Genomic DNA, 22628 nt, shown 5'->3' with positions numbered 1-22628 from the left:
CAAGATGAGCCCCGCGAACCCGCCAACAGCGGGCGTTCGCGTGACCCTGCGGATGCCCGCACGACTCCGCAACCTCGAGCTGGTTTTGCTCCTGGTTGCGTGTGCGATCAACGGGGCGGCGATGGCTCTGGTTCAGCTCGGCGCTGTCGGTTCGATCGACACGAGCGTTATCGCCCTGGGTGGCGGCCTCGCGGTTCTGGTGTTTGCCATGCATATCGCCCTGCGCATCGTCGCCCCGCAGGCCGACCCGTTCATCCTGCCTATCGTGACCGTGCTCAACGGGCTCGGCATCGCCATGATCTACCGCCTCGACTTGGCCGATGGTGTGTCGGGCTGGGAGTCTGCGGGTGTTCGACAGATCGCGTGGTCTGCCCTCGCTATCGCCATCGCCATCGGTGTCGTCGTGGTCATCCGCAACCACCGGGTACTTCAGCGCTACCGCTACATCGCCATGTTCGCTGGCATTGTGCTGCTGTTGCTGCCCATGCTGCCGGGTCTCGGTCACCGGGTCTATGGGGCACAGGTGTGGATCAAGCTCGGTGGCTTCACATTCCAGCCCGGCGAACTCGCCAAGATCGCCCTGGCGATATTCTTCGCCGCCTATCTCGTCGACAGCCGCGACAGCCTGTCCATGGTGGGCAAGAAGTTTTTGGGCATTCGCTTTCCCCGCGCCCGTGACCTCGGCCCCATCCTGGTGATCTGGGCAGCCGCCATGGTCGTGCTGATCTTCCAACGCGACCTCGGTACTTCGCTGCTCTACTTCGGCATGTTCCTGGTCATGATCTATGTCGCAACAGGCCGGGCAAGCTGGGTCTTCTTGGGCCTTGGTCTCTTTCTTGGCGGGGCGGTCGTCGCTGGAACGACTCTCGGCTACGTCGAGGGTCGCTTTCGTGGGTGGCTCGATCCGTTCAACCCCGAGGTCTACGAGGCCGTCGGGGGCAGTTACCAACTCGTCCAGGGGCTCTTCGGCATTGCTAATGGCGGGCTGATCGGCACGGGGCTCGGGCTCGGCCGTCCCGACCTCATCCCCCTGGCCAACAGCGACTACATCGTGGCGAGCCTCACCGAGGAGCTCGGCCTGGCTGGTCTGTTCGTCATCCTGTGCCTGTATCTGCTTTTCGTCTCCCGCGGTTTTCGCATCGGCTTCTCCGCCCAGGATGATTTCGGTCGTCTCCTCGGCGTTGGCCTGTCGTTCGTGGTCGCCCTCCAGGTGTTCATCGTCATCGGCGGCGTGACCCGCGTGATCCCCCTGACCGGGTTGACGACGCCGTTCCTCGCGGCCGGAGGCTCGTCTCTCGTGGCCAACTGGATCATCGCCGCACTGCTTTTGCGGCTCTCCGACACCATCCGCAGCCAACCGAGATTGGTGGTGTGACGTGAATACTCAACTCAAGCGCGTCAGCATCGTCGTTTTGGTCATGTTTCTTGCTCTGTTCAGCTCGGGCACGATCATCAGCGTCGTCCAGGCGGACAATCTGCGAGCAGATTCCCGCAATGTCCGAACCCTCTACGAAAGCTTCTCGGCCGAGCGCGGACCAATCCTGGTCAACGGCACTCCCATCGCCGAGTCGGTTCCCGTCGACGACGATTTCAAGTTCTTGCGCGTCTACCCTGACCCCGAGGTCTATGCCCACGTCACGGGGTACTTCACCCTCAACCAGGGCAGCACAGGGCTTGAGGGCGCGCTCAACGATTACCTCTCTGGCACGGCGAACGACCAGTTCTTCGACCAGGTCGCCGCGATCTTCTCGGGTCAGTCCCCCAAGGGGGCCGCGGTCGAGACCACGATCGATCCGGTCGTTCAGCAGGCCGCCTGGGATGCCCTGGGCGATTACCGCGGCGCCGTCATTGCCCTCGACCCGGCAACGGGTGCCATCCTCGCCCTCGTGTCGAAGCCGTCATACGACCCCAACCTCCTGGCCAGCCACAACACGGCCGAGGTTATTTCGGCCTATGAGCAGCTGAACGCCGACCCCAACAAGCCCCTGGATAACCGCGCTATCGGCGGTGCCCTCTATCACCCGGGCTCCGTCTTCAAGGTGCTTGTCACTGCGGCAGCGATCGATAGTGGCGCGTTCACCCCAGACTCCACGGTGCCCAACCCGCCGACTCTGCAGCTTCCGCAGAGTTCATCGGTGATTTCGAACGCCGAGGGCGGCAACTGCGGCGGAGGCGAAACGGTCACCTTGGCCACGGCCCTTCGCCTGTCGTGCAACATCGCATTTGCCCAGATCGGGCTCGACCTCGGCTACGAGACGATTGCCGACTACGCCGAGTCATTTGGCTTCGGCAAGTCAGTCAAGATTCCGATGCCGGCGACTCCAAGCGTCTACCCCGAGCCCGAATCGGATGCCGAGCTCATGCTCTCGGCTTTCGGTCAATACAACGTGCGCGCCTCTCCGCTCCAGATCGCCATGATCACCGCCGCCGTCGCCAACGGGGGGCGGCTTATGCAGCCCACTCTCGTTGAACAGATTCTCGCAGCGGATCTCACCGAACTGGTCGGATTCGATCCCTCAGTTTTCAGCACACCGATCAGTGAATCCACAGCGGCGACACTCGTAAATTTGATGGTCGCAAACGTCGCCAATGGTGCCGCGAGTAATGCGAGAATAGCCGGGGTAGACGTGGGCGGAAAGACTGGCACAGCACAGAACTCCGAGGGGGTTCCCAACACTCTCTGGTTTACAGGATTCGCGCCTGCCGCTGATCCGCAGGTTGCGATCGCCGTGGTGGTCGAGAACGGTTCGGGGTTCGGCAATCAGGTCGCCGCGCCCATTGCGAAGAAGGTAATTGAGGCGGTGCTGAACAAATGAGACCCACTAGTGGCCTCACCTTCGGTGGGCGTTACCAGCTGTCCAGTCGCGTTGCGATCGGCGGCATGGGAGAGGTGTGGCAGGCGACCGATCTGGTCATCGGCCGCACGGTAGCCATCAAGATCCTCAAGGACGAGTATCTCGGCGACCCAGGATTTCTCGAGCGCTTTAGGGCAGAGGCCCGGCACGCCGCACTCGTCAACCATGAGGGCATCGCCAACGTCTTCGACTACGGAGAAGAAGAGGGCAGCGCTTATCTGGTGATGGAACTCGTCCCCGGCGAGGCTCTCTCCACAATTCTCGAGCGCGAGCGTGTGCTCTCGACCGACCGCGTGCTCGACATCGTGGCGCAGACGGCGTCGGCACTCCACGCCGCCCACGCCGCAGGCCTCGTTCACCGCGACATCAAGCCGGGCAACCTTCTCATCACTCCCGACGGTCGCGTCAAAATCACTGACTTCGGCATCGCGCGCATCGCCGACCAGGTTCCTCTCACGGCGACCGGCCAGGTCATGGGAACCGTGCAGTACCTCTCGCCGGAACAGGCGAGCGGCCACCCCGCCTCGCCCACGACCGACATTTATTCGCTCGGCATCGTCGCCTATGAGGCCCTTGCTGGCCGCCGTCCTTTCACGGGCGAATCGCAGGTCGCCATCGCCATGGCTCAAATCAACGAGCAGCCACCGGATCTGCCCTCCACGATCTCCGAGCCCGTTCGCAACCTCGTTTACGCCTGCATCGCCAAGAGCCCGTCCGAGCGACCCGCAACGGCTGCGCACCTGGCCAGGGCCGCGCAGGCCCTGCGACGCGGCGATGTCGCTGGCGCTATCGCCGCGGTACCCGCTGTTGCCGGGGCATCCGACTTCACGAGCCTGCTGGCGGCGGGTGGGACGGATGATGCCGCCACGCGTGTTCTCCAGACGCCCAGCACGACTCCCATGACCCGGTCGGCCGCTGTCGCGGCTGAAGAGGAGAAAAAGAAGGAGCGCAATCCCTGGACGATCCCCCTGATCGTCATTATCTCGGTGCTGCTCCTTGCCCTCATTGGCGTCATCATCGCGTTCGCGGTGAACTCCGGTGAGGAACCAGAGCCTTCCGAATCGAAGTCGACGTCGGCAACACCCAAGCCTTCGCCATCCCCAAGCCCATCGAACGACCGGGTCACGATTAACAAAGACGATTTCGTCGGCATGACGGAGGCAGAAGCCCGCACGGCCCTCGAGGCACTTGGTCTTGCCCCCGACATCAGCACCGGAAACGTCGCGACAGATCCAGATAACGAAGGTCGCGTCTACGACATCAACCCCACGGGTCCGCTGAGCAAGGGAACCGTAGTCACGGTCAAGCTGTGGGCAGAGATCCCCGCCCCCACCGAGCCCTCCGCGCCAACGGCAACCCCGACGACCGTCGTAGCCGGCGGATCGGTGACGATCACGTGGCCGAGCTACCAGGGCTGCTCACCGGGGACGAGCCGCACGGCGTACCGCGTGTTCGTCAACGGAGCTGCCTACTCCGGCAACCCCCTCGCGGCCAACACGTCGAACGTCACGCTGAAAGCGCCCGAGGCTGCTGGCAACCTCACCATCACCTACCTTGCGGAATGCTCGGGAACGGCGTCTCCGCCCTCCCCCGCCGTTGTTGTGCAGGTGACGGAACCTGAGGCCGACGGGCCAACCCCTCCCGTCCCCACAATTCCCTAGCCCCTCACTTATTCGGCCGTCGCCCAGGGCAGCCGCGCGCGCGGCACAATCGCGCGGGCGTGGCACCCAGGGGCCACCCGTTAGACTCACTGCGTCGGCCGAACAATCTGGAGATAGAACGTGACTGAAGATACTCGCCTCCTTGCTGGCAGGTATCAGGTTGGAAAGCTCATAGGGCACGGCGGCATGGCCGACGTGCACGTCGGCATCGACAACCGCCTCGGGCGCCGAGTGGCCATCAAGCTACTCAAGCCCTCCCTCGCCACCGACCCCAACTTTCGGTTGCTGTTCCGCGAGGAGGCCCAGAAGGCCGCCCGCATGGCGCACCCCACCATCGTTCGTGTCTACGACGCCGGTGAAGAAACCGTCACGGATGGCAACGGCCACGAGACCCAGGTTCCCTTCATCGTCATGGAATACGTCGATGGTCGCCTACTCAAAGACATCATCGCCGACGGTCCGCTCGAGCCCAGGGAGGCCGTGCGCATTGCCGACGGCATCCTCACCGCCCTCGAATACAGCCACCGCGCCCTCGTTGTGCACCGCGACATCAAACCCGGCAACGTCATGGTCACCCAGAGCGGCCAGGTCAAGGTCATGGACTTTGGCATCGCGCGAGCGGTCAGTGACAACTCCGCAACGGTTGCCGACACGAGCAGGGTTCTCGGCACCGCCCAATACTTTTCTCCCGAGCAGGCCCGCGGCGAGACGGTCGACTCCCGCACCGACCTGTATTCCACCGGCATTGTGCTGTTTGAGATGCTTACGGGCCAGCCGCCGTTCCGCGGGGAACGCGCCGCTGCGGTCGCCTACCAGCACATCAGCGAGGCGCCTGTACCCCCGAGCACCTTGAACCCCAAAGTTTCTCCCGCACTCGATGTGGTCGTTCTGCATGCGCTTGCCAAGGACAAGTTCGAGCGGTTCCAGACGGCCTCGGAGTTCCGCGACGAGCTCGAGACTGCGGCATCGGGTCAGATCCCCCACCGCAAGGCTCCGGGAGGCGACTTCAACTCAACCCTTTTTGGTGCGGCTCCCACAGCCGTTACCAGCTCAGACTCCGCACTACGTCAGTTTTCACCCGAGGGCACAGAGCGGGCAGTTCGCACGCAGTCCCGGCCGCCCGTTGCGTGGATCTGGGCAGGCATCGCCCTGCTCATCGCCGTACTCGCCGCGCTGGGTATGTGGCTGGTCAGCCTGCAGTCCCCCGACATTGGGTCCACTATCTCTGTGGAGGTTCCCGACATCGTCGGCGCCCAGTTCGATGCCGGGGCCGCAACCCTTGAGAGCAAGGGTCTTGTCGCGTCACGGTTCGACGTCCCGGACGACACGATCGAGCGGGGTGAGATCATCCGCACCGACCCGGAACCCGGCAGGCGCGTCGCTCCCCAGCAGGTCGTTAAGGTCTACGTATCGCAGGGGCCAGCATCCGTGTCGATCCCTCAACTGACCAACCTCTCCGAAGAAGCGGCCAGGCAGGCGTTGCTAGACCGCTCGCTTGAACCCGGGTCGTCGACGCAGGAGAACTCGTCAACGGTTGCTGCAGGCACGATCTTGCGCAGCGATCCCGAGGCGGGCACCGTCGTGCAAGAGGGCGATACCGTCAACCTCATCGTCTCGAGCGGGCTCGTCACCGTTCCCTCAGTGGTCGGCCAGCCCATCAACACGGCAAACAGCACGCTCTCCGCCCTGCAACTGAGCGTGGTCGCCAACCCCGATCAGAACTGTTCCGGTCTCACCGTGACCGGGCAGAGCCTCGCGCCCGGCGATCACCCGCAGCGGTCGACCATCACGATCACCTATTGCTCGGGATAGCCCCAACCTCCCACTAGCGCAGTTCTCGTTAGCGCAGCTCTCGCTGGCGGCTCGGGAGAGATGGCCTATGCCAGGTTGACCAGGGGGCTCAGTCCCTTCGCGGTCTCGCGAGCCTCGGCGAGCCCCGCGATAGAAAGCCAGTTGGCCAGCATCGCGTGCCCACCCTCGGTGAGCACGGACTCGGGGTGGAACTGCACCCCATAGATCGGTGCGCTTTCGTGGCGAACACCCATGATCACGCCGCCCTCGGTGCGGGATGTCACGATGAGCTCGGCGGGAACGGTCGAGTCGACAATGGCCAGCGAGTGGTACCGCGTTGCCCTAAAGGAGTGGGGAACGTCGCGATAGAAGTCGCTGTCGTCATGGGTGACCATCGACGTCTTGCCGTGCATAAGTTCATCGGCATGGGTGACGGTAGCCCCCAGCGCCTCGGCAATCGCCTGGTGGCCAAGGCACACTCCCAACAGAGGAGTTCCGCTCTGGAGTGCCGCGAGAACGATCGGGATCGAAACTCCCGCATTGGCCGGCGTGCCCGGCCCGGGAGAGAGCAACACCGCGTCGTAATCAGCGATGCGCTGTGCAGCATCTTCGGCTGCGAAATCATCGTTGCGCACAACGTCGGTCTCCGCGCCAAGCTGCAGCAGATAGCCGTTGAGCGTGTAAACAAAGCTGTCGTAATTGTCGACGACGAGTACCCGGGTCATTACTGAACCGTCACCTCCGGAACGCTGATGAAGGAATTAACCCAGGGAAATACCCAGAGCACGAGAATGAGGAGCACGAGCGCCACAATGGCGACCGCGCAGACGATGCGCACCCAGAGCGGGCCGGGCAACAATCTCCACAGGGCAGCGTACATCAGGCGCCCACCCCCTGAAGGGCAGCAAGCTCTGCTGGCATTCCCGCGGATGCTGGCTGCCACGCTTCGAGAACGCCGTAGGCGACGATGCGCTCAGCGGCAGAGAACATGGGATTACAGCTCGTGAGGGTGATGTACCGTTCCCCCGGTGCAACGCCGGGAGCCTGAGGAATCGGTTCGATTACCCCCACACCCGTTGGTCGCACGTACTCCAGATTGCGATAGCGGTAGGTGTACCAGCCGTCCACGGTCTGCACGTATATGGCGTCGCCCACCTGGAGTTCGCCGACCTTCTTGAACGGAGCACCCCAGGTTGTGCGATGCGCGGCGAGGGCGAAGTTGCCCACCTCGCCCGGCAGCTGCGTTTCGGGGTAGTGGCCCACACCGAGGTCCTTCTTATTAAGCACCTGGGTGAGACTCACGCCCTCTGCGATCACCCGAATGTAATCACTGCCGAATCGCGGGATGTAGAGGGTCGCAAAAGCTTTGCCACCGGCGACGGCAACCGTGCTCACGGGCGGATCGCCGTGGTCGACGGAGGCATCCGACTCCACGGGCGGTGCAGTGGGCGCCGTCGTCTCGGCCGGAGGAGCGGTTGTTGCCGCCTCAGAGAGCGACTCGCTGAGCGCCACAGCGCTGTCGCGCTGTTCGTTCCCCACGAGAATGTCGTTGAGCCAGAGCTGCCAACCCAGAAAGAGGAATACGAGAACGCCAGCAGTCACAAAGAGCTCCCCGAGCACTCCGAACACGCTCACGCGCCCGACGCGCAGAGGGCGCTCGGGGCGAGCTTCGACCTCGCTCGGCTCCATAGGGGCGATTCTATCGACGGTATCCGGCTAGAATCTGCACATGGCCAGATCGACGAACTCGAAGACCGACGCCCCGCGGGAGATCCGTTCGGGAGACGATGCCCCTAACCCGGTCTGGTTTAAGCCGATCATGTTCGGGCTCATGCTTCTCGGCCTGGTCTGGATCATCGTTTACTACATCAGCCGAAGCGCCCTGCCTCTGCCCGCGTTGGGCGACGCTAACATCCTTGTCGGTTTCGGCATCATGTTCGTGGGCTTCCTCATGACAACGCGCTGGCGATAAGCGCCCCCTCAGCATAAGAAAAGACCCCCTGGCCGGTGCCGGGGGGTCTTTTCGTATGCTGTCACCGTGCTGGTCAACCGGGGGACAACTACACCGGTGTAATTATCCCCATTGTGGAATAACCTGTGGATAACTTCGGGGATGACGGGGATTAACCGGGGATAAGTGGTCTTAAAGCCGGGGATAACCCTGTGGATTGGTGTGGAAAACCCTGTCCCTGTGGATAACTTGCTTAGAACCGTATCCACAGGAGCGCAGAGCCCACGACCGACAGGATGATGAGGCCGATCAGCACGGCAGCCAGCAGCAGAATCTGTGTGCGCTGCTGATCTCTGCGTCGCGTCTTCATCAAAATGAACGCGACAAGGCTTCCGACGAGCAGTCCGCCCACGTGCGCCTGCCAGGCGATGCCGGGCACAACAAACCCGATCACCAGGTTGAGCGCAACGACAATCAGCAGCTGGCGCGAATTGCTCCCGAGCCCACGCTGGATCACAAAGAAGGCGCCGAGCAGACCGAAAATGGCACCCGAGGCTCCGACGACCCACACATCGGGCATAAGAAAGAGCACGGCGACGGATCCGCCGAGGCCACTCAGGGCATACAGGGCGAGAAACCTCCACCGGCCCAGCATCTGCTCGAGGATGCGCCCGAAGATCCAGAGCGAATACATGTTGAACAGGATGTGGAAGAACGAATTCTGCGAGTGCACGAACATCGTCGTGATCATGCGCCACGGCTCGGTGGGCGTCAGAACGCCGGCATAGGCCATCGCGCTCGTGACGAGGCCCCCCGAGAGCAACTGGGCGATGTAGATCAAGGCCGTCACGCCGATGAGGGCATAGGTGACAACGGGCCCCTCACGGCGGGCTCGGGAGAGGGCCGTCACGACTGCTGGCTTGGTGCGGGGTGCGCTCTGCCGCGCCTCACGCACGCACTCGGGGCAGTGAACCCCGACGGCGGCCTGGGTCTGGCATTCCGGGCAGATGGTGCGGCCACAGCGCTGGCAGAGGATGTAACTCTGCCGGTCGGGATGCCGGTAACAGTGGTCCGCAGATGCGGAAGGGGGCAGGTCGCTCACGACCGGCCCCCTCTCCGTGGGTGTCTCACAGGTATTAGACCTCTTCGATGGTGATGCTGTTGATCACGACGTCCTCGATCGGCTTGTCACGGCCGTCCTTCTTGACGCCCTCGATCTTCTTGACCACAGACTGCGACTCTTCATCCTCGACCTTGCCGAAGATGGTGTGCTTGCCCTGCAGCCACGTGGTGGGTACGGTCGTGATGAAGAACTGGGAGCCGTTGGTTCCCTTGCCCATCTGGATGCCGGCGTTGGCCATGGCGAGAACGTAAGGCTTGGTGAAGTCCAGCTCGGGGTGGATCTCATCGTCGAACTGGTAGCCGGGGCCGCCGATGCCCTGACCGAGGGGGTCGCCGCCCTGGATCATGAACTCGTCGATGATGCGGTGGAAGATCACACCGTCATAGAGGGGGCGGTTCGTCTTCTCGCCGGTCGAGGGGTCAGTCCATTCGCGGGTGCCGGTTGCGAGACCGACGAAGTTTTCCACCGTCTTGGGGGCGTGGTTGCCGAACAGGTTGACCTTGATGTCACCGAGGCTCGTGTGGAGGGTCGCTACATGTGTGTGCATGCCGATCAGTATTTCATCGTTGGGGCCCCTGGGCCGCATAGTTCGCTTACAGCGCGGAGCATTCACCTAATACTCAGGCCGCTCACAGAGCAACGCGTGGGAGGATGGATGCGCTCCACCCGCCGCAGACTGGAGGTCACTCATGGCTTTGTCCCGCAAACGTTCCCGTGAACTGAAGAAGCTGAAGAGCAACGCTTCGGATGTCTGGGATGACCAGCGTGAAGTTCTTGAACACGCCAGCAAGGTCATCCGCGAGGCCGGACGGCAGGTGGGGTACATCAGCAGGGATGAGGTTGCCCCGCGCGTCCGCGACACGATCGACCACCGCGTGAAGCCCACGCTCGCCACGGGAGTCAACGCCACTCGTTCGGTGGCCGAGTACACCCGTGACCGCATCAGTCACGACATTTTTCCCTCCGTTGCCTCTGCGATCGCTTCGGCTCTGGCTGTCATTGAGGTGGCTAAGGACGCCCGCGTAAAAGAGGCGATGAAGCAGGTTCGCAAGGCGAGCGCCCGCACCGAGCACGCCATCGAAGTTGGGAGCAAGAAGGTGAAGAAACGCACTAAGCAACTGCGCAAGCAGGTCGGCTTTGTTCCGCCTAAGTCAACGCCCGGCCCGGGTCGTTACATCGCGATCGGCGTGGGCCTCGTGGCCCTGGCTGGTGTCGGTTACGCCGTATGGCAGACCTTGCGCGCCGATGACGACCTGTGGATTTCGGACGAGCCCGAGGACTACCCCCAGCCAGAGGCGCTCTAGCTTCATTCGAACATCGACCAACGCCGTCGACCCGAGAGGGTCGGCGGCGTTGCCCCGTTAACGCGGGATTCTTGCCATTAAGGTTCGGTTAAAGCTTCGAGAACGCGGAATGACAAGAATTCTTGTCATTCGAATTACGCGCCTGTAATTTATCCACAGGCCCCTCCACAGTGTGGACAACTCTGGCTCGGGGGTAGCGTGGCACTATCGGCACTGCGCCGATGTCAGGGAAGAGCGCTTTATCGCGCGTCGGCCTCGCAGCTGCCGCCACGATAGGGTCGCCTCCTCTGGGTAAATCAAGGAGCCATTGTGCCCACCTCACTACCCGCCAATCGGTTCTCAGCCGTCATCTACTGCGACGGTCAATTCGGCGAACAAGACGGAAAGACCGCCAACGGTCTGGTACGTCACTCCGAAAAGTACGAGATCCTCAGCGTGATCGATGCGAGCCGTGCCGGCTTCGACGCCGGAATGTACCTCGATGGCGTGCCGAACGGCATTCCACTGGTCGCGAGCCTGGCCGAGGCTATCGCCCATACAGGCACCGTGCCCGCCTATCTCATCTGCGGGATCGCACCCGCAAGTGGCATGCTGTCGCGCAAACAGCGCTCGGTGCTGCTTGATGCCATCGGCCGCGGAATGAGCATCATCAACGGACTACACGAGTTCTTGAACGACGATGCCGAGTTCGTCGCCGCGAGCATCGCCTCCGGCGTGACCATCACCGATGTTCGCCGGCCCAAAGACAAGAAAGACCTCACGGTATTCACAGGACGGATATTCGACGTCCCGTGCCCTCGAATCGCAATTCTGGGCACCGATGGAGCCATCGGCAAGCGCACCACGGCGACGCTTCTCGTGCAGGCACTGAACGCTCGCGGCATCCGTGCCGTCATGGTGGCCACGGGCCAGACATCGCTCATTCAGGGGGCCGCGTACGGTGTAGCACTCGACGCGATAGCGCCGCAGTTCTGCTCTGGCGAGCTAGAGGCCCAGGTCGTGGCGGCCTACGAGGGCGAGTTCCCCGATGTGATTGTCGTCGAGGGCCAGGGTGCGCTCAGTCACCCCGCATACCTCACCTCGGCGTACATTCTGCGCGGCAGTAGGCCGTCAAGCGTCATTCTTCAGCACGCTCCCGCACGGCTCACGCTGGGCGATTACCCATCGATCCCCATGCCGACCATTGCCAGCGAGAGGGCGCTGATCGAGTCGTTCAGCGAGACGACGGTGATCGGCGTCACGATCAACCACGAGGGGCTCGATAACGAGGGAATTGCTGCCGCGATCATGGACGTGCATGTTGAGAACGACTTGCCCGCTACCGACCCGCTCACCCGGCCGATCGACGAGCTGGTCAACATCGTGCTCAAGGGCATCCCCGAACTAGCGGCCACCCTTTCGGCGAAAGCCCGCTAGCGCCAGCACAACAACCCCCGCAGCAAAAAAGTCCGAACTTCTCACCGGAATGCGGTGCGAAGTTCGGACTTATCTTGTGGAGCCTAGGAGATTCGAACTCCTGACATCTTGCTTGCAAAGCAAGCGCTCTACCAACTGAGCTAAGGCCCCGGAACCGCTACCCTCCCGAAGGAGAATATTCCGAGCTGCTGTGCTTTTTCCGAAGAGAAAGCACAGGGTGTTGAGGTACTGCGTGGGGATACCAGGACTTGAACCTGGGACCTCTTCGTTATCAGCGAAGCGCTCTAACCGCCTGAGCTATATCCCCGTGGGCAGATACGAGAGTATCGCACGCAGCCCGATTCTCTAAATTGAGGGATCTAACGGAATACCCAACTCGGCATCCATCCGATCTAAGAGACGTTTTTAGTTGTTGGTGAAGCCGACGAGCAGCCCGCCGGTGACGCGCACCGTGAGGTTATAGAGCATTGCCGCAATGGCGCCAAGGGCGGTACCCACGATCGTGTTGAGCAGCGCAACCACAATGGCTGAGCCGAGCACCTGAACGATCGAGAAGCTAGCCATCAGCGAGAACGACTCATCGCCCGTGACATCGCCGAGCAGCGAATCTAGGTCGGTGAAGATGCCGGTCGATGCGAGGACTGTCCAGACCAGTGCCGAGACCACGATGAGCACAACGCCCAGCGATGCCGCCAACAGGAACGACAGCTTGATGGCCGACCAAAAGTCGATGTAGACCAGCCGCAGGCGAACCTGCTTGCTGTTGGGGGCCTTCTGGGACTTGCGCTGGAGTTTCTCGGCGATGCTACTCATCCGGGGTCTCATCCTTCTCTTCGGTATCGGGCGCCGCAGCTACGGGGGCGTCAAGGGCTTCGGCTGAGCCTGCACCATTCTGGGTGTCGTCACTGGGCAGTTCCTGGCCCTGAAGGTTGCGCTCCGAGTTCTTGGCCACCGCAATGATTCTGTCTTCGTCCGCAAAGCGAGCGAAAACGACTCCCATCGTGTCCCTACCCTTCGCCGGGACTTCGGCGACTGCCGAGCGTACCACCTTGCCGCTGGCAAGGACCACGAGAACCTCGTCGTCCTCTTCTACGATCAGGGCACCGGCGAGATCGCCTCTGGCCTCCTGAAGTTTGGCCACCTTGATGCCAAGACCGCCGCGGTTCTGCACGCGGTACTGGTCAACGGACGTGCGCTTGGCGAAGCCTCCCTCGGTAACGACGAAAACAAATCCGTCGTCAGTGACAACCGAAGCTGAGAGCAACTGGTCCTCGCCCTTGAAATGCATTCCGATAACACCGGAGGTAGCACGACCCATGGGGCGCAGGGCGTCGTCGGATGCGGTGAAGCGAATCGACATTCCCTTGCGCGATACCAACAGCAGGTCAGAATCTTCGTCGACGAGCATCGCCGAGACGAGTTCGTCTCCCTCGCGCAGGTTGATCGCGATGATGCCACCGGAACGATTGGTGTCGTACTCACTGAGCGCCGTCTTCTTTACGAGGCCGCCGCGCGTTGCGAGGGCCAGGTACTGGGCTGCCTGGTAATCGCGGATGTCGAGGATCTGTGCGATCTCCTCCCCCGGCTGCAGGGCGAGAAGGTTGGCAACGTGCTGGCCCTTGGCATCGCGGCCGGCCTCCTGCACCTCGTATGCCTTGGCACGATAGACGCGGCCGGTGTTCGTGAAAAACAGCAACCAGTGATGCGTCGTGGTCACAAAGAAGTGCTCGACGACGTCGTCAGCGCGGAGCTGGGCGCCCTTGACTCCCTTGCCCCCGCGGTGCTGGCTGCGGTAGTTGTCGCTGCGGGTGCGCTTGATGTAGCCGCCACGGGTGACGGTGACCACCATCTCCTCTTCGGGGATGAGGTCTTCCATGTTCATGTCGCCGTCATAGCCGTACATGATCTCGGTGCGCCGGTCGTCGCCATACTTGTCGAGAATGTCGGTGAGCTCCTCGCTCACGATCTCCCGCTGGCGAACGGGGCTCGCGAGAATGGAGTTGTATTCGGCAATCAACAGCTCGATCTGGGCGTGTTCGTCCATGATCTTCTGGCGCTCAAGAGCAGCAAGACGACGCAACTGCATGTCGAGGATGGCGCGGGCCTGGAGCTCATCGATCTCCAGCAGCGAGATGAGTCCGTCGCGAGCATCTTCAACGGTCGAAGAACGCCGGATGAGGGCGATGACGTCGTCGAGCGCATCGAGCGCCTTGAGGTAACCACGCAGAATGTGTGCGCGTTCTTCTGCCTTGCGCAAACGGAACTGCGTTCGCCGAACGATGACCTCGATCTGGTGAGCGACCCATGCGGTGATGAACCCGTCGACGGCTAGCGTGCGCGGAACGCCGTCCACGATCGCGAGCATGTTCGCGCCAAAGTTCTCCTGCAGCTGCGTGTGCTTGTAGAGGTTGTTGAGCACGACCTTGGCAACCGCATCGCGCTTGAGCACGATGACAAGGCGCTGACCGGTGCGGCCGGAGGTTTCGTCACGGATGTCGGCGATGCCTGCGAGCTTGCCTTCCTTAACAAGATCAGCGATCTTGAGCGCGAGGTTATCCGGGTTCACCTGGTACGGAAGCTCGGTGACAACGAGGCAGGTGCGACCCTGCAGCTCCTCGACGTTGATAACGGCGCGCATCGTGATCGAACCGCGGCCGGTGCGGTAAGCATCCTGAATTCCCTTGACGCCAAGAATCTGTGCGCCGGTGGGAAAGTCTGGTCCCTTGATGCGCTGCGTCAGAGCTTCAACAAGCTCCTCGTGTGAGGCCTCGGGATTGGCCAGGTGCCACAGGGCTCCTGCTCCGACCTCACGAAGGTTGTGCGGCGGAATGTTCGTGGCCATACCGACGGCAATACCCACGGAACCATTGACGAGCAGGTTGGGGAATCGGGCGGGAACAACCGAGGGTTCCTGCGTGCGACCGTCGTAGTTGTCCTGAAAGTCGACGGTTTCTTCTTCGATATCGCGCACCATTTCGAGCGCGAGCGGAGCCATCTTCGTTTCGGTGTATCGAGGGGCGGCCGCGCCGTCGTTGCCGGCGGAACCGAAGTTTCCCTGACCGAGAGCTAGCGGGTAGCGCAGGCTCCACGGCTGCACGAGGCGAACGAGCGCGTCGTAAATTGAGGAGTCACCGTGCGGATGAAACTGACCCATGACCTCGCCGACGACGCGAGCACTCTTGGAGAAAGCCTTGTCGGGGCGGTATCCCCCGTCGTACATCGCGTAGATCACGCGGCGGTGAACCGGCTTGAGGCCGTCGCGCACGTCCGGCAGAGCTCGCCCAACGATCACGCTCATCGCGTAATCGAGGTACGACCTCTGCATCTCGAGCTGGAGATCGACCTGCGTGACCTTGTCGTGCGCGGTGTCGATCTCCTTGCCGGGGACGTGCTCGTCCGCGGCGGGGTTCTCGATGTTGTCTTTTTCGTCAGCCATCTGCCTGATTTCGTCTAATGTTCTGCGTCATCTGAAGTTGTGTGTCTCGATGTGCTCGGCCGAATAGGCCGGTCACTCGACTGCGGTGCAGGCAATCGCGGGGCGATTCTCTGCATCAAATGTCGAGGAAGCGCACATCCTTCGCGTTGCGCTGGATGAAGTTGCGGCGTGCTTCGACGTCTTCTCCCATGAGGGTGCTGAAGATCTCGTCGGCCGAGGCCGCGTCATCGAGGGTCACCTGCTGGAGCGTGCGGGTTGCAGGATCCATGGTCGTCTCCCACAGTTCCTTGTAGTCCATCTCGCCGAGACCCTTGTAGCGCTGGATGCCGTTGTCCTTGGGGATGCGCTTGCCGCCGGCAAGCCCGATCTCCAGCATCTGGTCGCGTTCGCGATCGGAGTAGACGTACTCGTGAGGCGAGTTCGACCACTTGAGCTTGTAGAGAGGCGGCTGCGCAAGGTACACGTAGCCGAGATCGATGAGCGGCCGCATGTAGCGAAATACGAGAGTCAGCAGAAGCGTCGTAATGTGCTGGCCGTCGACATCGGCATCGGCCATGAGCACGATCTTGTGGTACCGGGCCTTGTCCTTGTCGAAGTCTTCACCGATGCCAGCGCCGAAGGCGGTGATCATTGCCTGGACCTCGGCGTTGCCGAGCGCACGATCGAGGCGCGCCTTTTCTACGTTGAGGATCTTTCCACGCAGCGGCAGAATCGCCTGGGTGTCGGGGTTTCTCCCCTGCACGGCGGAACCACCTGCGGAGTCACCCTCAACGATGAAGATCTCAGAGAGGCTCGGGTCCTTGCTCGCGCAGTCACGCAGCTTTCCGGGCATTCCGCCGGATTCGAGCAGGCCCTTGCGACGAGTCTGTTCGCGCGCCTTGCGAGCCGCCATACGAGCTGCGGATGCTTGCAACGCCTTGCGGATGACGTCCTTTGCCTGCTGCGGGTTGCGGGCGAACCAGTCGCCGAGCGCCTCGCCGGCAACCTTCTGCACAAACGACTTTGCCTCGGTGTTGCCGAGTTTGGTCTTGGTCTGGCCCTCGAACTGCGGCTCCCCTAGCTTGACGGAGATCACTGCGGTCAGGCCCTCGCGAACATCCTCACCCGTGAGGTTGTCATCCTTTTCTTTAAGGATTCCCTTTTCGCGGGCGTACTTGTTCACCAGGGTTGTCAGCGCGGCACGGAAGCCCTCTTCGTGCGTGCCGCCCTCGTGGGTGTTGATGGTGTTGGCGTACGTGTGAACGCTTTCGCTGTATGACGTGGTCCACTGCATCGCAACCTCGAGCGCAATGCGCCGCTCCGTGTCTTCCGACTCGATCGAGATGATTTCGGGGTGCACAACCTCGGACTTCTTGGCGGAGTTGAGGTACTCGACATAGTCGACAAGCCCGCGCTCATACATGAACGTGTCCTTGCGACCGTCGTTGCCTTCCTCGTCGACCCGCTCATCCGTGAGTGAAATCGTGAGTCCCTTGTTGAGGAACGCCATCTGCTGAAAGCGAGTGCGCAGGGTCTCATAGTCGTAGACAACGGATTCGAAGATCTCATCGTTCGGCCAGAAGCTGATCGTGGTGCCGGTCTCTGTTGTCTCCTCGCCCTTCTCGAGCGGGGCATCCGGGACACCATTTTGAAAGCTCTGGCGCCACACATGTCCCTGGCGGCGAACCTCGACGGAAAGGCGGCGGGAGAGAGCATTCACGACCGAGCTGCCGACACCGTGTAGACCACCCGAAACGGCGTATCCACCGCCGCCGAACTTGCCACCGGCGTGGAGGATCGTCAGCACTACCTCAACCGTCGACTTCTTCTCGACCGGGTGAATGTCGACAGGGATTCCTCGACCGTTGTCGATAACCTTGATGCCGCCGTCGGCCATAATCGTCACGGAGATCGTGTCGCAGAATCCCGCGAGGGCCTCATCCACCGAGTTATCGACGATTTCGTACACGAGATGGTGAAGACCACGCGGGCCCGTCGAACCGATGTACATACCGGGGCGCTTGCGCACCGCTTCCAGACCCTCAAGAACCTGGATCTGATCGGCACCATAGCTCTCGTTGTCGAGCTTCTGCTCGTCCGCAGTGCGCTGGTGCGATGCCGGTGTGGTCGCTTGCTCTTCAGATGGATTCTCGGGTGACTGTAATGACATCTGAAAAGGGACTCCTGTCCTGTAGGGCGACCGTCGTCCTCGACCCGACTTCACACGTGAAGATATCGAGGCAACCAATCGATTCTACCAAGGTTCGGCTGTCGAACGGGTGAATTCGGCCTCCTGCGCCACTCTTTCGGCCGTACTGAGCTGATTTGACGTGTTAACCGTAAGTATCGCGAGGGCCGCGCCCTGGAATCGATCTGGGGCCATGTTTCCAAGAAGGGGTGTCCGGCCCAAGAAAGCGCACCGACTCGATGTTTGCTTCGGCGAACTCTGTGGCGATCTTGCCAAGGATCTGCGGCCTCATCAGGCGCAACTGCGTGGCCCAGGCGGTTGAGTCACACCGCACGGTAAGGGTCTTATCTTCTATGCCGACCGGCTCAGCATGTTCGGCGGTTTCTTCGCCAACGATCGACGCCCACGCCGAGATGATGTCCGATTGAGCCAGCGTGGATGTCCAGCCCAGTTGCGAGGTGAGGGAGTCCATGACATCGCCGAGTCCGCGCGGATCCCTGCCTGCTCCGTAGGGAACGCTCGAGGTGGGGTCCTTCTTGGCGCGCCGCCGGGTATCCCGGTGGCGAACAGAACCATCCCCGAAGATGCGGCGCATCCTCAGATAGACCTGAATATGTTCCTGGCCGCTCGCGAGCTCTTCGAACTCGTCCTCTGCCTCATGAGAAAAACTGTCGTCAGCCATCGAGATCGCCCTCGTCGACGACGGTGCCCTTGCGAATGTGCACGGTGTGAGCTCGCAGCGCCGGCGGAACATCGTCATGAACGGCAGCAGTAATCAGCACCTGCTCGACGTCGATAATCGCGGCGGCGAGGCGCTCTCGCCGAGCTTCATCGAGTTCCGCGAAAACATCGTCAAGGATGAGCACGGGGTCGCCTGTCGCGGAGTCTCGCCGCAGGATTTGCGCAGCCGCGAGTTTGAGAGAGAGGGCAAATGACCATGATTCGCCATGACTTGCATACCCTCTCGCCGGCATTCCATTGAGTTGGAGGACAAGATCGTCACGGTGCGGACCAACCAGGGTCACGGCACGGTCCAGCTCATTGCGGCGAAGCCGCTCGAGCGATTTTTTAAAATTGACCGCGGCATCCTGGGCCGAAATTACCCCAAAAAGGCCCTCACCCTCACCCATTTCGTCGCTGTCACCGCCGCCGAAAATGCTCAGTTGATTGGTGAGGCCGGCGCTGTGATCTTCTCCCGCAATCGACTCATAGGCCCGCGTCACCTCAGGAGCAAGATCGGCCACGAGTCGTGTGCGAGCTTCGATGAGCTGCGACCCGAGATCGACAAGGCGGTCATCCCATACCTCAAGCGTCGTGAGCTGACCTGTTTTGAGCCCGGATGCGCGCGCTGATTTGAGCAAGGTGTTGCGCTGTCGGACCACCCGGTCATAGTCCGCAATTACGCCGGAAAGTCGGGGGGAAAGCAGTACGAGAAGCTCATCGAGAAAGCGGCGGCGGCCCGAGGGCTCACCACGAACGAGGGCGAGGTCTTCTGGCGCAAAGAGCACGCTTGAGAAATAGCGCGGCAACTCCCGTGTCTTGATTGCCGATCGATTGACCTGAGCGCGATTCGCTGCCCCTCGGTTCAACTGAACCTCCACCAAGACCTGCCGCTCACCATGATGGAGTCGTGCCCTGATGATTGCGGATTGCTCGCCCTGCCGGATCATCGCGTGATCGGTCGAAACCCGATGCGACCCCAGCGTGCTCAGATATCCGAGCGCCTCAACCAGATTCGTCTTGCCCTGGCCGTTGCTACCCACGAACAGGTTCGGTCCTGGCTCAAGAGCGAGATCCGCGTGGGCGTAGTTGCGGAAGTCCGTCAGGCTGAGGTGCGCGACGAACACCGCTATCGAAGAAGCAGGTTGGGCTGCAGCAGGTACTTGTAGTTGTCGGCTCCGGGCTGATCCTTGGACGACTGGCTCGTGATGAGAACGGGGCCCGGCTTATTGGGGTTCTCGGTTCGCGTGAACGACATCCGAACGAATTCGGAGTGCACTGCTCCCAGCCCATCGAGCAAGAACTGCGGCTTGAGCGAGACAACCATGTCTCCTCCGTGGAGGTGAGCATCGATTGTTTCGGAAGCCTGGGCTTGTTCCCCACCGATTGCCTCGAGGATGAGGCCGTCGATCGTGAATGTGAAGCGAAGTGCGGCTTCGCGCTCAAGCACGAGCTGAACACGGCGAACGGCTTCGATCAGCTCACCGGTATTGATTACCGCGTAGTTGTCGACCTCTTCGGGGAACAACCGCTTGACGGGCGGGAAGTTTCCCTTGATCAGCAGCGATGTAACCGTCTTGCGGTCAGCGCTGAACGCGATGATCTCACGATCATCGCTGTTCGTGATCGCTACCGAAATCGTGCCGCTGTGGCCGAAGGTCTTGCCAATTTCTTGCAGAGTGCGGGCGGGCACGAGCGCGGTAACCGGTTCGCTGAAGTCGCGCTCTCCCGGATCCCAGTCGATTTCGCGAACCGCAACACGGTAGCGGTCGGTGGCGACGAGGCTCAGCGTGGTGTCGGTGACTTCGAGCTGAACGCCTGTGATGACGGGCGTTACGTCGTCGCGGGAAGCAGCGACGGCGACTTGCGAGACAGCATCCGAAAAAGAGTCAGAGGGAAGCAGACCGGACTGGGCCGAAACCTCAGGCAGCGTGGGATATTCCTCGACCGGCATGCTCAAAAGAGTGAAGTTTGCCGACCCACAGGTAACCGAGATCCGTGAATCCTCAGTCGTGAAGCGAACGGGGGCGTTCGGCAATCTGCTGGCGATATCGGCAAGGAGCCGGCCGGAGACCAAAATTGTGCCGGCTTCTTCGACATCCGCGTCGATCTCGGTTTGAGCCGAAACCTCGTAGTCGAATGACGAGAGCTTGAGTCCCGTGTCAGTTGTCTCGATGAGAACGCCGCTCAGGATGGGCAGCGTCGTGCGCTGAGGCAACAACTTCACGGCAAATGAGACGGCTTCGCTGAAAACGTCACGATTCACCTGAAACCTCATGGTGTGCCCCTTTCGCCTCAGATCGTTACAAAAGATCTGGGGGCTTAATACTGGCACAGCCCGAGACAGCATGTTCCGGAAGCTCGTCAGGGTTATCGGATCGCCAAATTCAAGTTAAAGAACAATAAATGTATTAACCGCTGTGGAATTTGTGGAGAACGTGTAATTCTTCAATGGCCAACGGGGAACTACACCTTTGTGACTTGTGGAGACCCTGTTAGGGGAATGTCGAAACTCTTGGCATTACACAATCTCGGTCGCGACGAGTTCCCACAGCTTTGTCATTCTCATCCACACGCTTACGGCGTGTTATTCACAGTTATCCACAGGTTTTCCACATGTGTGAATTGATCGGCGAATTCGCTTTTAGGGCGATATTTCGCAGAAGAGCCCTTAAACGACGAAGGGCACCCCCTAAGGAGGTGCCCTCAACTGCGTCGAGATGTGGTTTAACTCGAGAACCGATGATTCTGTTTGATGCGACTCGTGAGCTCGGTGACCTGGTTGTAAATCGAGCGCCGTTCCTTCATGAGTTCGGTGATCTTCTTGTTCGCGTACATAACGGTGGTGTGATCCCTCCCGCCAAAGAGCTGCCCGATCTTAGGCAGCGACAGATTGGTCATCTCCCGGCAGAGATACATGGCGATCTGCCGAGCCGTGGCCACGGCCTGGGAACGGGAGGAGCCGTAGAGATCGTCGACGCTGAGTTTGAAGTACGCCGCAGTGTGATTGATGATCTCGACCGGCGCGATCACATTGTCATCGTCGAGAGTGATGAGGTCCTTGAGAACCGTTTGAACCAGGGTCAGGTCGACCGGTGTCTTGTTGAGGCTGGAGAACGCAGTGACGCGAATCAAGGTTCCTTCGAGTTCACGAATGTTCGACGAAACCTTTGACGCCATGTATTCCAAGATGTCGTCGGGCACCTGCAGACGCTCACTCTGTGCCTTCTTGCGCAGGATGGCGATGCGGGTTTCTAGATCTGGCGCCTGAACATCCGTAATCAGGCCCCATTCGAACCGAGACCTCATGCGGTCTTCAAATCCCGTGAGGTGTTTCGGCGGCAGGTCGCTGGTGATGACCACCTGCTTGTTGTGATCGTGCAGGGTATTGAACGTGTGGAAGAAGGCCTCCTGCGTGGAGTCCTTTCCCTGCAAAAACTGAATGTCGTCAATCAGAAGGATGTCGATGTCCCGGTATCGAGACTGAAACACCGACGACCGGTTGTTGGCGATCGAGTTGATGAAGTCGTTGGTGAATTCTTCGGAGCTCACATAACGAACCCGGATGCCGGGATAGAGGCTTTCGGCGTAGTGACCGATCGCATGCAGAAGGTGAGTTTTGCCAAGTCCGGAGTCGCCGTAGATGAACAGCGGGTTGTAAGCCTTCGCGGGAGCTTCAGCCACGGCAACCGCAGCGGCGTGCGCGAACCGGTTTGACCCGCCGATGACAAAGTTGTCGAAGTTGTATTTGGGGTTCAGCCGGGAGTCGCTTCGTCGCCCTGCCTCGGGCGTCGGTGCTGGTGGGAGAGGCTCAATGTAGGCCTGTTCCTCCGGTTCCTGTGCCTGGTCGAGTTGGATGTGCGAAATCTCTGGATTGACCACGATCGCGAAGTTAGTGAGATCGGCGGCTCCATCGAGATCCGCAATTGCGTTGAGCAGCGGAATGCGGATGCGCTGCTCGAGCATGCCCCGGGTGAGATCATTGGGAACCTCGAGGTAGAGGGTTCCCGCCATGATGCCGCGGGGTTCCACAAGACTGAGAAAGCCTTGCAACTGCGGGGTGATGCGGTCGTCTGATCTCAGCGATGACAGGATGCTCTGCCAGATCCCTTGCGTTGGATCGCCCGGATCGGTCATGCGTCGCATTCTCCCTGTTATCTCGTAGTTATACACAGGGTTATCCACCGGCTGTGCAGTCACACCA

The 22628-nt window shown here is 61.1% G+C and carries 19 protein-coding genes and 2 tRNA genes; 7 read left to right on the top strand and 14 right to left on the bottom strand.

Annotation, left to right across the window (positions count from 1 at the left end; all coding sequences use genetic code 11):
* Nucleotides 1-4: 4 nt before the first annotated feature.
* From C2138_RS00100 to pknB, 4 genes are all read left to right on the top strand, one after another.
* Entirely contained in the window at nucleotides 5-1375 is a 1371-nt protein-coding gene (locus C2138_RS00100; protein ID WP_408640565.1) for an FtsW/RodA/SpoVE family cell cycle protein, read from the top strand.
* Nucleotide 1376: 1 nt separating this feature from the next.
* Nucleotides 1377-2816, top strand: a complete 1440-nt coding sequence (locus C2138_RS00095) for a peptidoglycan D,D-transpeptidase FtsI family protein (RefSeq protein WP_108514537.1) — start codon at nucleotides 1377-1379, stop codon at nucleotides 2814-2816.
* Entirely contained in the window at nucleotides 2813-4516 is a 1704-nt protein-coding gene (locus C2138_RS00090) for a protein kinase domain-containing protein (RefSeq protein WP_108514536.1), read from the top strand. Before C2138_RS00095 ends, C2138_RS00090 begins: the two co-directional genes overlap by 4 nt.
* 120 nt (nucleotides 4517-4636) lie before the next feature.
* Complete coding sequence (pknB, locus tag C2138_RS00085; protein WP_108514534.1) at nucleotides 4637-6328, top strand: Stk1 family PASTA domain-containing Ser/Thr kinase; 1692 nt, start codon at nucleotides 4637-4639, stop codon at nucleotides 6326-6328.
* A 65-nt stretch (nucleotides 6329-6393) separates the two neighbouring features.
* Here the strand turns inward: pknB and C2138_RS00080 are convergent, their stop codons facing one another.
* Genes C2138_RS00080 through C2138_RS00075 form a run of 3 tightly spaced genes read right to left on the bottom strand, consistent with a single transcriptional unit; the run spans nucleotide 6394 to nucleotide 7996 of the window.
* Nucleotides 6394-7032: an anthranilate synthase component II gene (locus tag C2138_RS00080; RefSeq protein WP_108514532.1), complete on the bottom strand. Its 639-nt coding sequence runs from the start codon at nucleotides 7030-7032 to the stop codon at nucleotides 6394-6396.
* Nucleotides 7032-7187: a hypothetical protein gene (locus C2138_RS13685; RefSeq protein WP_199220439.1), complete on the bottom strand. Its 156-nt coding sequence runs from the start codon at nucleotides 7185-7187 to the stop codon at nucleotides 7032-7034. The genes C2138_RS00080 and C2138_RS13685 overlap by 1 nt, the downstream gene beginning before the upstream one ends.
* Nucleotides 7187-7996, bottom strand: coding sequence for a class E sortase (locus C2138_RS00075; protein WP_108514530.1), 810 nt, complete (start codon nucleotides 7994-7996; stop codon nucleotides 7187-7189). The genes C2138_RS13685 and C2138_RS00075 overlap by 1 nt, the downstream gene beginning before the upstream one ends.
* Nucleotides 7997-8036: 40 nt before the next feature.
* Here C2138_RS00075 and C2138_RS00070 point away from each other — a divergent pair, with 40 nt between their 5' ends.
* Complete coding sequence (locus tag C2138_RS00070) at nucleotides 8037-8279, top strand: cell division protein CrgA (protein WP_108514528.1); 243 nt, start codon at nucleotides 8037-8039, stop codon at nucleotides 8277-8279.
* Between the two features lie 232 nt (nucleotides 8280-8511).
* On the opposite strand, the gene C2138_RS00065 is transcribed toward C2138_RS00070, so the two are convergent.
* Nucleotides 8512-9360 carry a rhomboid family intramembrane serine protease gene (locus tag C2138_RS00065; RefSeq protein WP_108514527.1) on the bottom strand — a complete coding sequence of 283 codons (849 nt, stop codon included), beginning with the start codon at nucleotides 9358-9360 and terminating at the stop codon, nucleotides 8512-8514.
* A gap of 34 nt (nucleotides 9361-9394) precedes the next feature.
* Nucleotides 9395-9928, bottom strand: coding sequence for a peptidylprolyl isomerase (locus C2138_RS00060; RefSeq protein WP_199220438.1), 534 nt, complete (start codon nucleotides 9926-9928; stop codon nucleotides 9395-9397).
* Nucleotides 9929-10070: 142 nt separating this feature from the next.
* On the opposite strand from C2138_RS00060, the gene C2138_RS00055 reads away from it, so the two are divergent.
* Nucleotides 10071-10685, top strand: a complete 615-nt coding sequence (locus tag C2138_RS00055) for a hypothetical protein (protein ID WP_108514523.1) — start codon at nucleotides 10071-10073, stop codon at nucleotides 10683-10685.
* 309 nt (nucleotides 10686-10994) lie between these two features.
* Entirely contained in the window at nucleotides 10995-12101 is a 1107-nt protein-coding gene (locus C2138_RS00050) for an N-acetyltransferase DgcN family protein (RefSeq protein ID WP_108514521.1), read from the top strand.
* A 77-nt stretch (nucleotides 12102-12178) separates the two neighbouring features.
* Here C2138_RS00050 and C2138_RS00045 read toward each other — a convergent pair.
* From C2138_RS00045 to dnaA, 9 genes are all read right to left on the bottom strand, one after another.
* Nucleotides 12179-12251, bottom strand: a tRNA-Ala gene (locus C2138_RS00045).
* 83 nt (nucleotides 12252-12334) lie between these two features.
* Nucleotides 12335-12408: transfer RNA gene (locus tag C2138_RS00040), tRNA-Ile, on the bottom strand.
* Between the two features lie 98 nt (nucleotides 12409-12506).
* Nucleotides 12507-12914: a DUF3566 domain-containing protein gene (locus C2138_RS00035; protein ID WP_108514519.1), complete on the bottom strand. Its 408-nt coding sequence runs from the start codon at nucleotides 12912-12914 to the stop codon at nucleotides 12507-12509.
* A complete protein-coding gene (gene gyrA / locus C2138_RS00030) occupies nucleotides 12907-15537 on the bottom strand; it encodes a DNA gyrase subunit A (RefSeq protein WP_108514517.1) in 2631 nt (876 codons plus the stop codon). The genes C2138_RS00035 and gyrA overlap by 8 nt, the downstream gene beginning before the upstream one ends.
* A 115-nt stretch (nucleotides 15538-15652) precedes the next feature.
* Entirely contained in the window at nucleotides 15653-17686 is a 2034-nt protein-coding gene (gene gyrB / locus C2138_RS00025) for a DNA topoisomerase (ATP-hydrolyzing) subunit B (protein WP_108514515.1), read from the bottom strand.
* A 163-nt stretch (nucleotides 17687-17849) separates the two neighbouring features.
* Entirely contained in the window at nucleotides 17850-18386 is a 537-nt protein-coding gene (locus C2138_RS00020; RefSeq protein ID WP_108514513.1) for a DciA family protein, read from the bottom strand.
* Nucleotides 18379-19551, bottom strand: coding sequence for a DNA replication/repair protein RecF (gene recF, locus C2138_RS00015; protein ID WP_108514512.1), 1173 nt, complete (start codon nucleotides 19549-19551; stop codon nucleotides 18379-18381). Before recF ends, C2138_RS00020 begins: the two co-directional genes overlap by 8 nt.
* A gap of 2 nt (nucleotides 19552-19553) precedes the next feature.
* Nucleotides 19554-20702, bottom strand: a complete 1149-nt coding sequence (dnaN, locus tag C2138_RS00010) for a DNA polymerase III subunit beta (protein WP_108514510.1) — start codon at nucleotides 20700-20702, stop codon at nucleotides 19554-19556.
* A 449-nt stretch (nucleotides 20703-21151) separates the two neighbouring features.
* Complete coding sequence (dnaA, locus tag C2138_RS00005; protein WP_108514508.1) at nucleotides 21152-22561, bottom strand: chromosomal replication initiator protein DnaA; 1410 nt, start codon at nucleotides 22559-22561, stop codon at nucleotides 21152-21154.
* Nucleotides 22562-22628: the final 67 nt, after the last annotated feature.

This window comes from Salinibacterium hongtaonis, assembly GCF_003065485.1.
Classification (GTDB): domain Bacteria; phylum Actinomycetota; class Actinomycetes; order Actinomycetales; family Microbacteriaceae; genus Homoserinimonas; species Homoserinimonas hongtaonis.
This window is presented reverse-complemented; position numbering and strand designations above follow the sequence as displayed.

Excerpts from the sequence above, each read along its gene's own strand:
- C2138_RS00075 (WP_108514530.1), bottom strand. The coding sequence starts at position 7,996 with ATGGAGCCGAGCGAGGTCGAAGCTCGCCCCGAGCGCCCTCTGCGCGTC.
- C2138_RS00080 (WP_108514532.1), bottom strand. The coding sequence starts at position 7,032 with ATGACCCGGGTACTCGTCGTCGACAATTACGACAGCTTTGTTTACACG.
- C2138_RS00020 (WP_108514513.1), bottom strand. The coding sequence starts at position 18,386 with ATGGCTGACGACAGTTTTTCTCATGAGGCAGAGGACGAGTTCGAAGAG.
- gyrB (WP_108514515.1), bottom strand. The coding sequence starts at position 17,686 with ATGTCATTACAGTCACCCGAGAATCCATCTGAAGAGCAAGCGACCACA.
- dnaA (WP_108514508.1), bottom strand. The coding sequence starts at position 22,561 with ATGACCGATCCGGGCGATCCAACGCAAGGGATCTGGCAGAGCATCCTG.
- C2138_RS00035 (WP_108514519.1), bottom strand. The coding sequence starts at position 12,914 with ATGAGTAGCATCGCCGAGAAACTCCAGCGCAAGTCCCAGAAGGCCCCC.
- gyrA (WP_108514517.1), bottom strand. The coding sequence starts at position 15,537 with ATGGCTGACGAAAAAGACAACATCGAGAACCCCGCCGCGGACGAGCAC.
- dnaN (WP_108514510.1), bottom strand. The coding sequence starts at position 20,702 with ATGAGGTTTCAGGTGAATCGTGACGTTTTCAGCGAAGCCGTCTCATTT.
- C2138_RS00055 (WP_108514523.1), top strand. The coding sequence starts at position 10,071 with ATGGCTTTGTCCCGCAAACGTTCCCGTGAACTGAAGAAGCTGAAGAGC.
- C2138_RS00100 (WP_408640565.1), top strand. The coding sequence starts at position 5 with ATGAGCCCCGCGAACCCGCCAACAGCGGGCGTTCGCGTGACCCTGCGG.
- C2138_RS00070 (WP_108514528.1), top strand. The coding sequence starts at position 8,037 with ATGGCCAGATCGACGAACTCGAAGACCGACGCCCCGCGGGAGATCCGT.
- C2138_RS13685 (WP_199220439.1), bottom strand. The coding sequence starts at position 7,187 with ATGTACGCTGCCCTGTGGAGATTGTTGCCCGGCCCGCTCTGGGTGCGC.
- C2138_RS00060 (WP_199220438.1), bottom strand. The coding sequence starts at position 9,928 with ATGCACACACATGTAGCGACCCTCCACACGAGCCTCGGTGACATCAAG.
- C2138_RS00090 (WP_108514536.1), top strand. The coding sequence starts at position 2,813 with ATGAGACCCACTAGTGGCCTCACCTTCGGTGGGCGTTACCAGCTGTCC.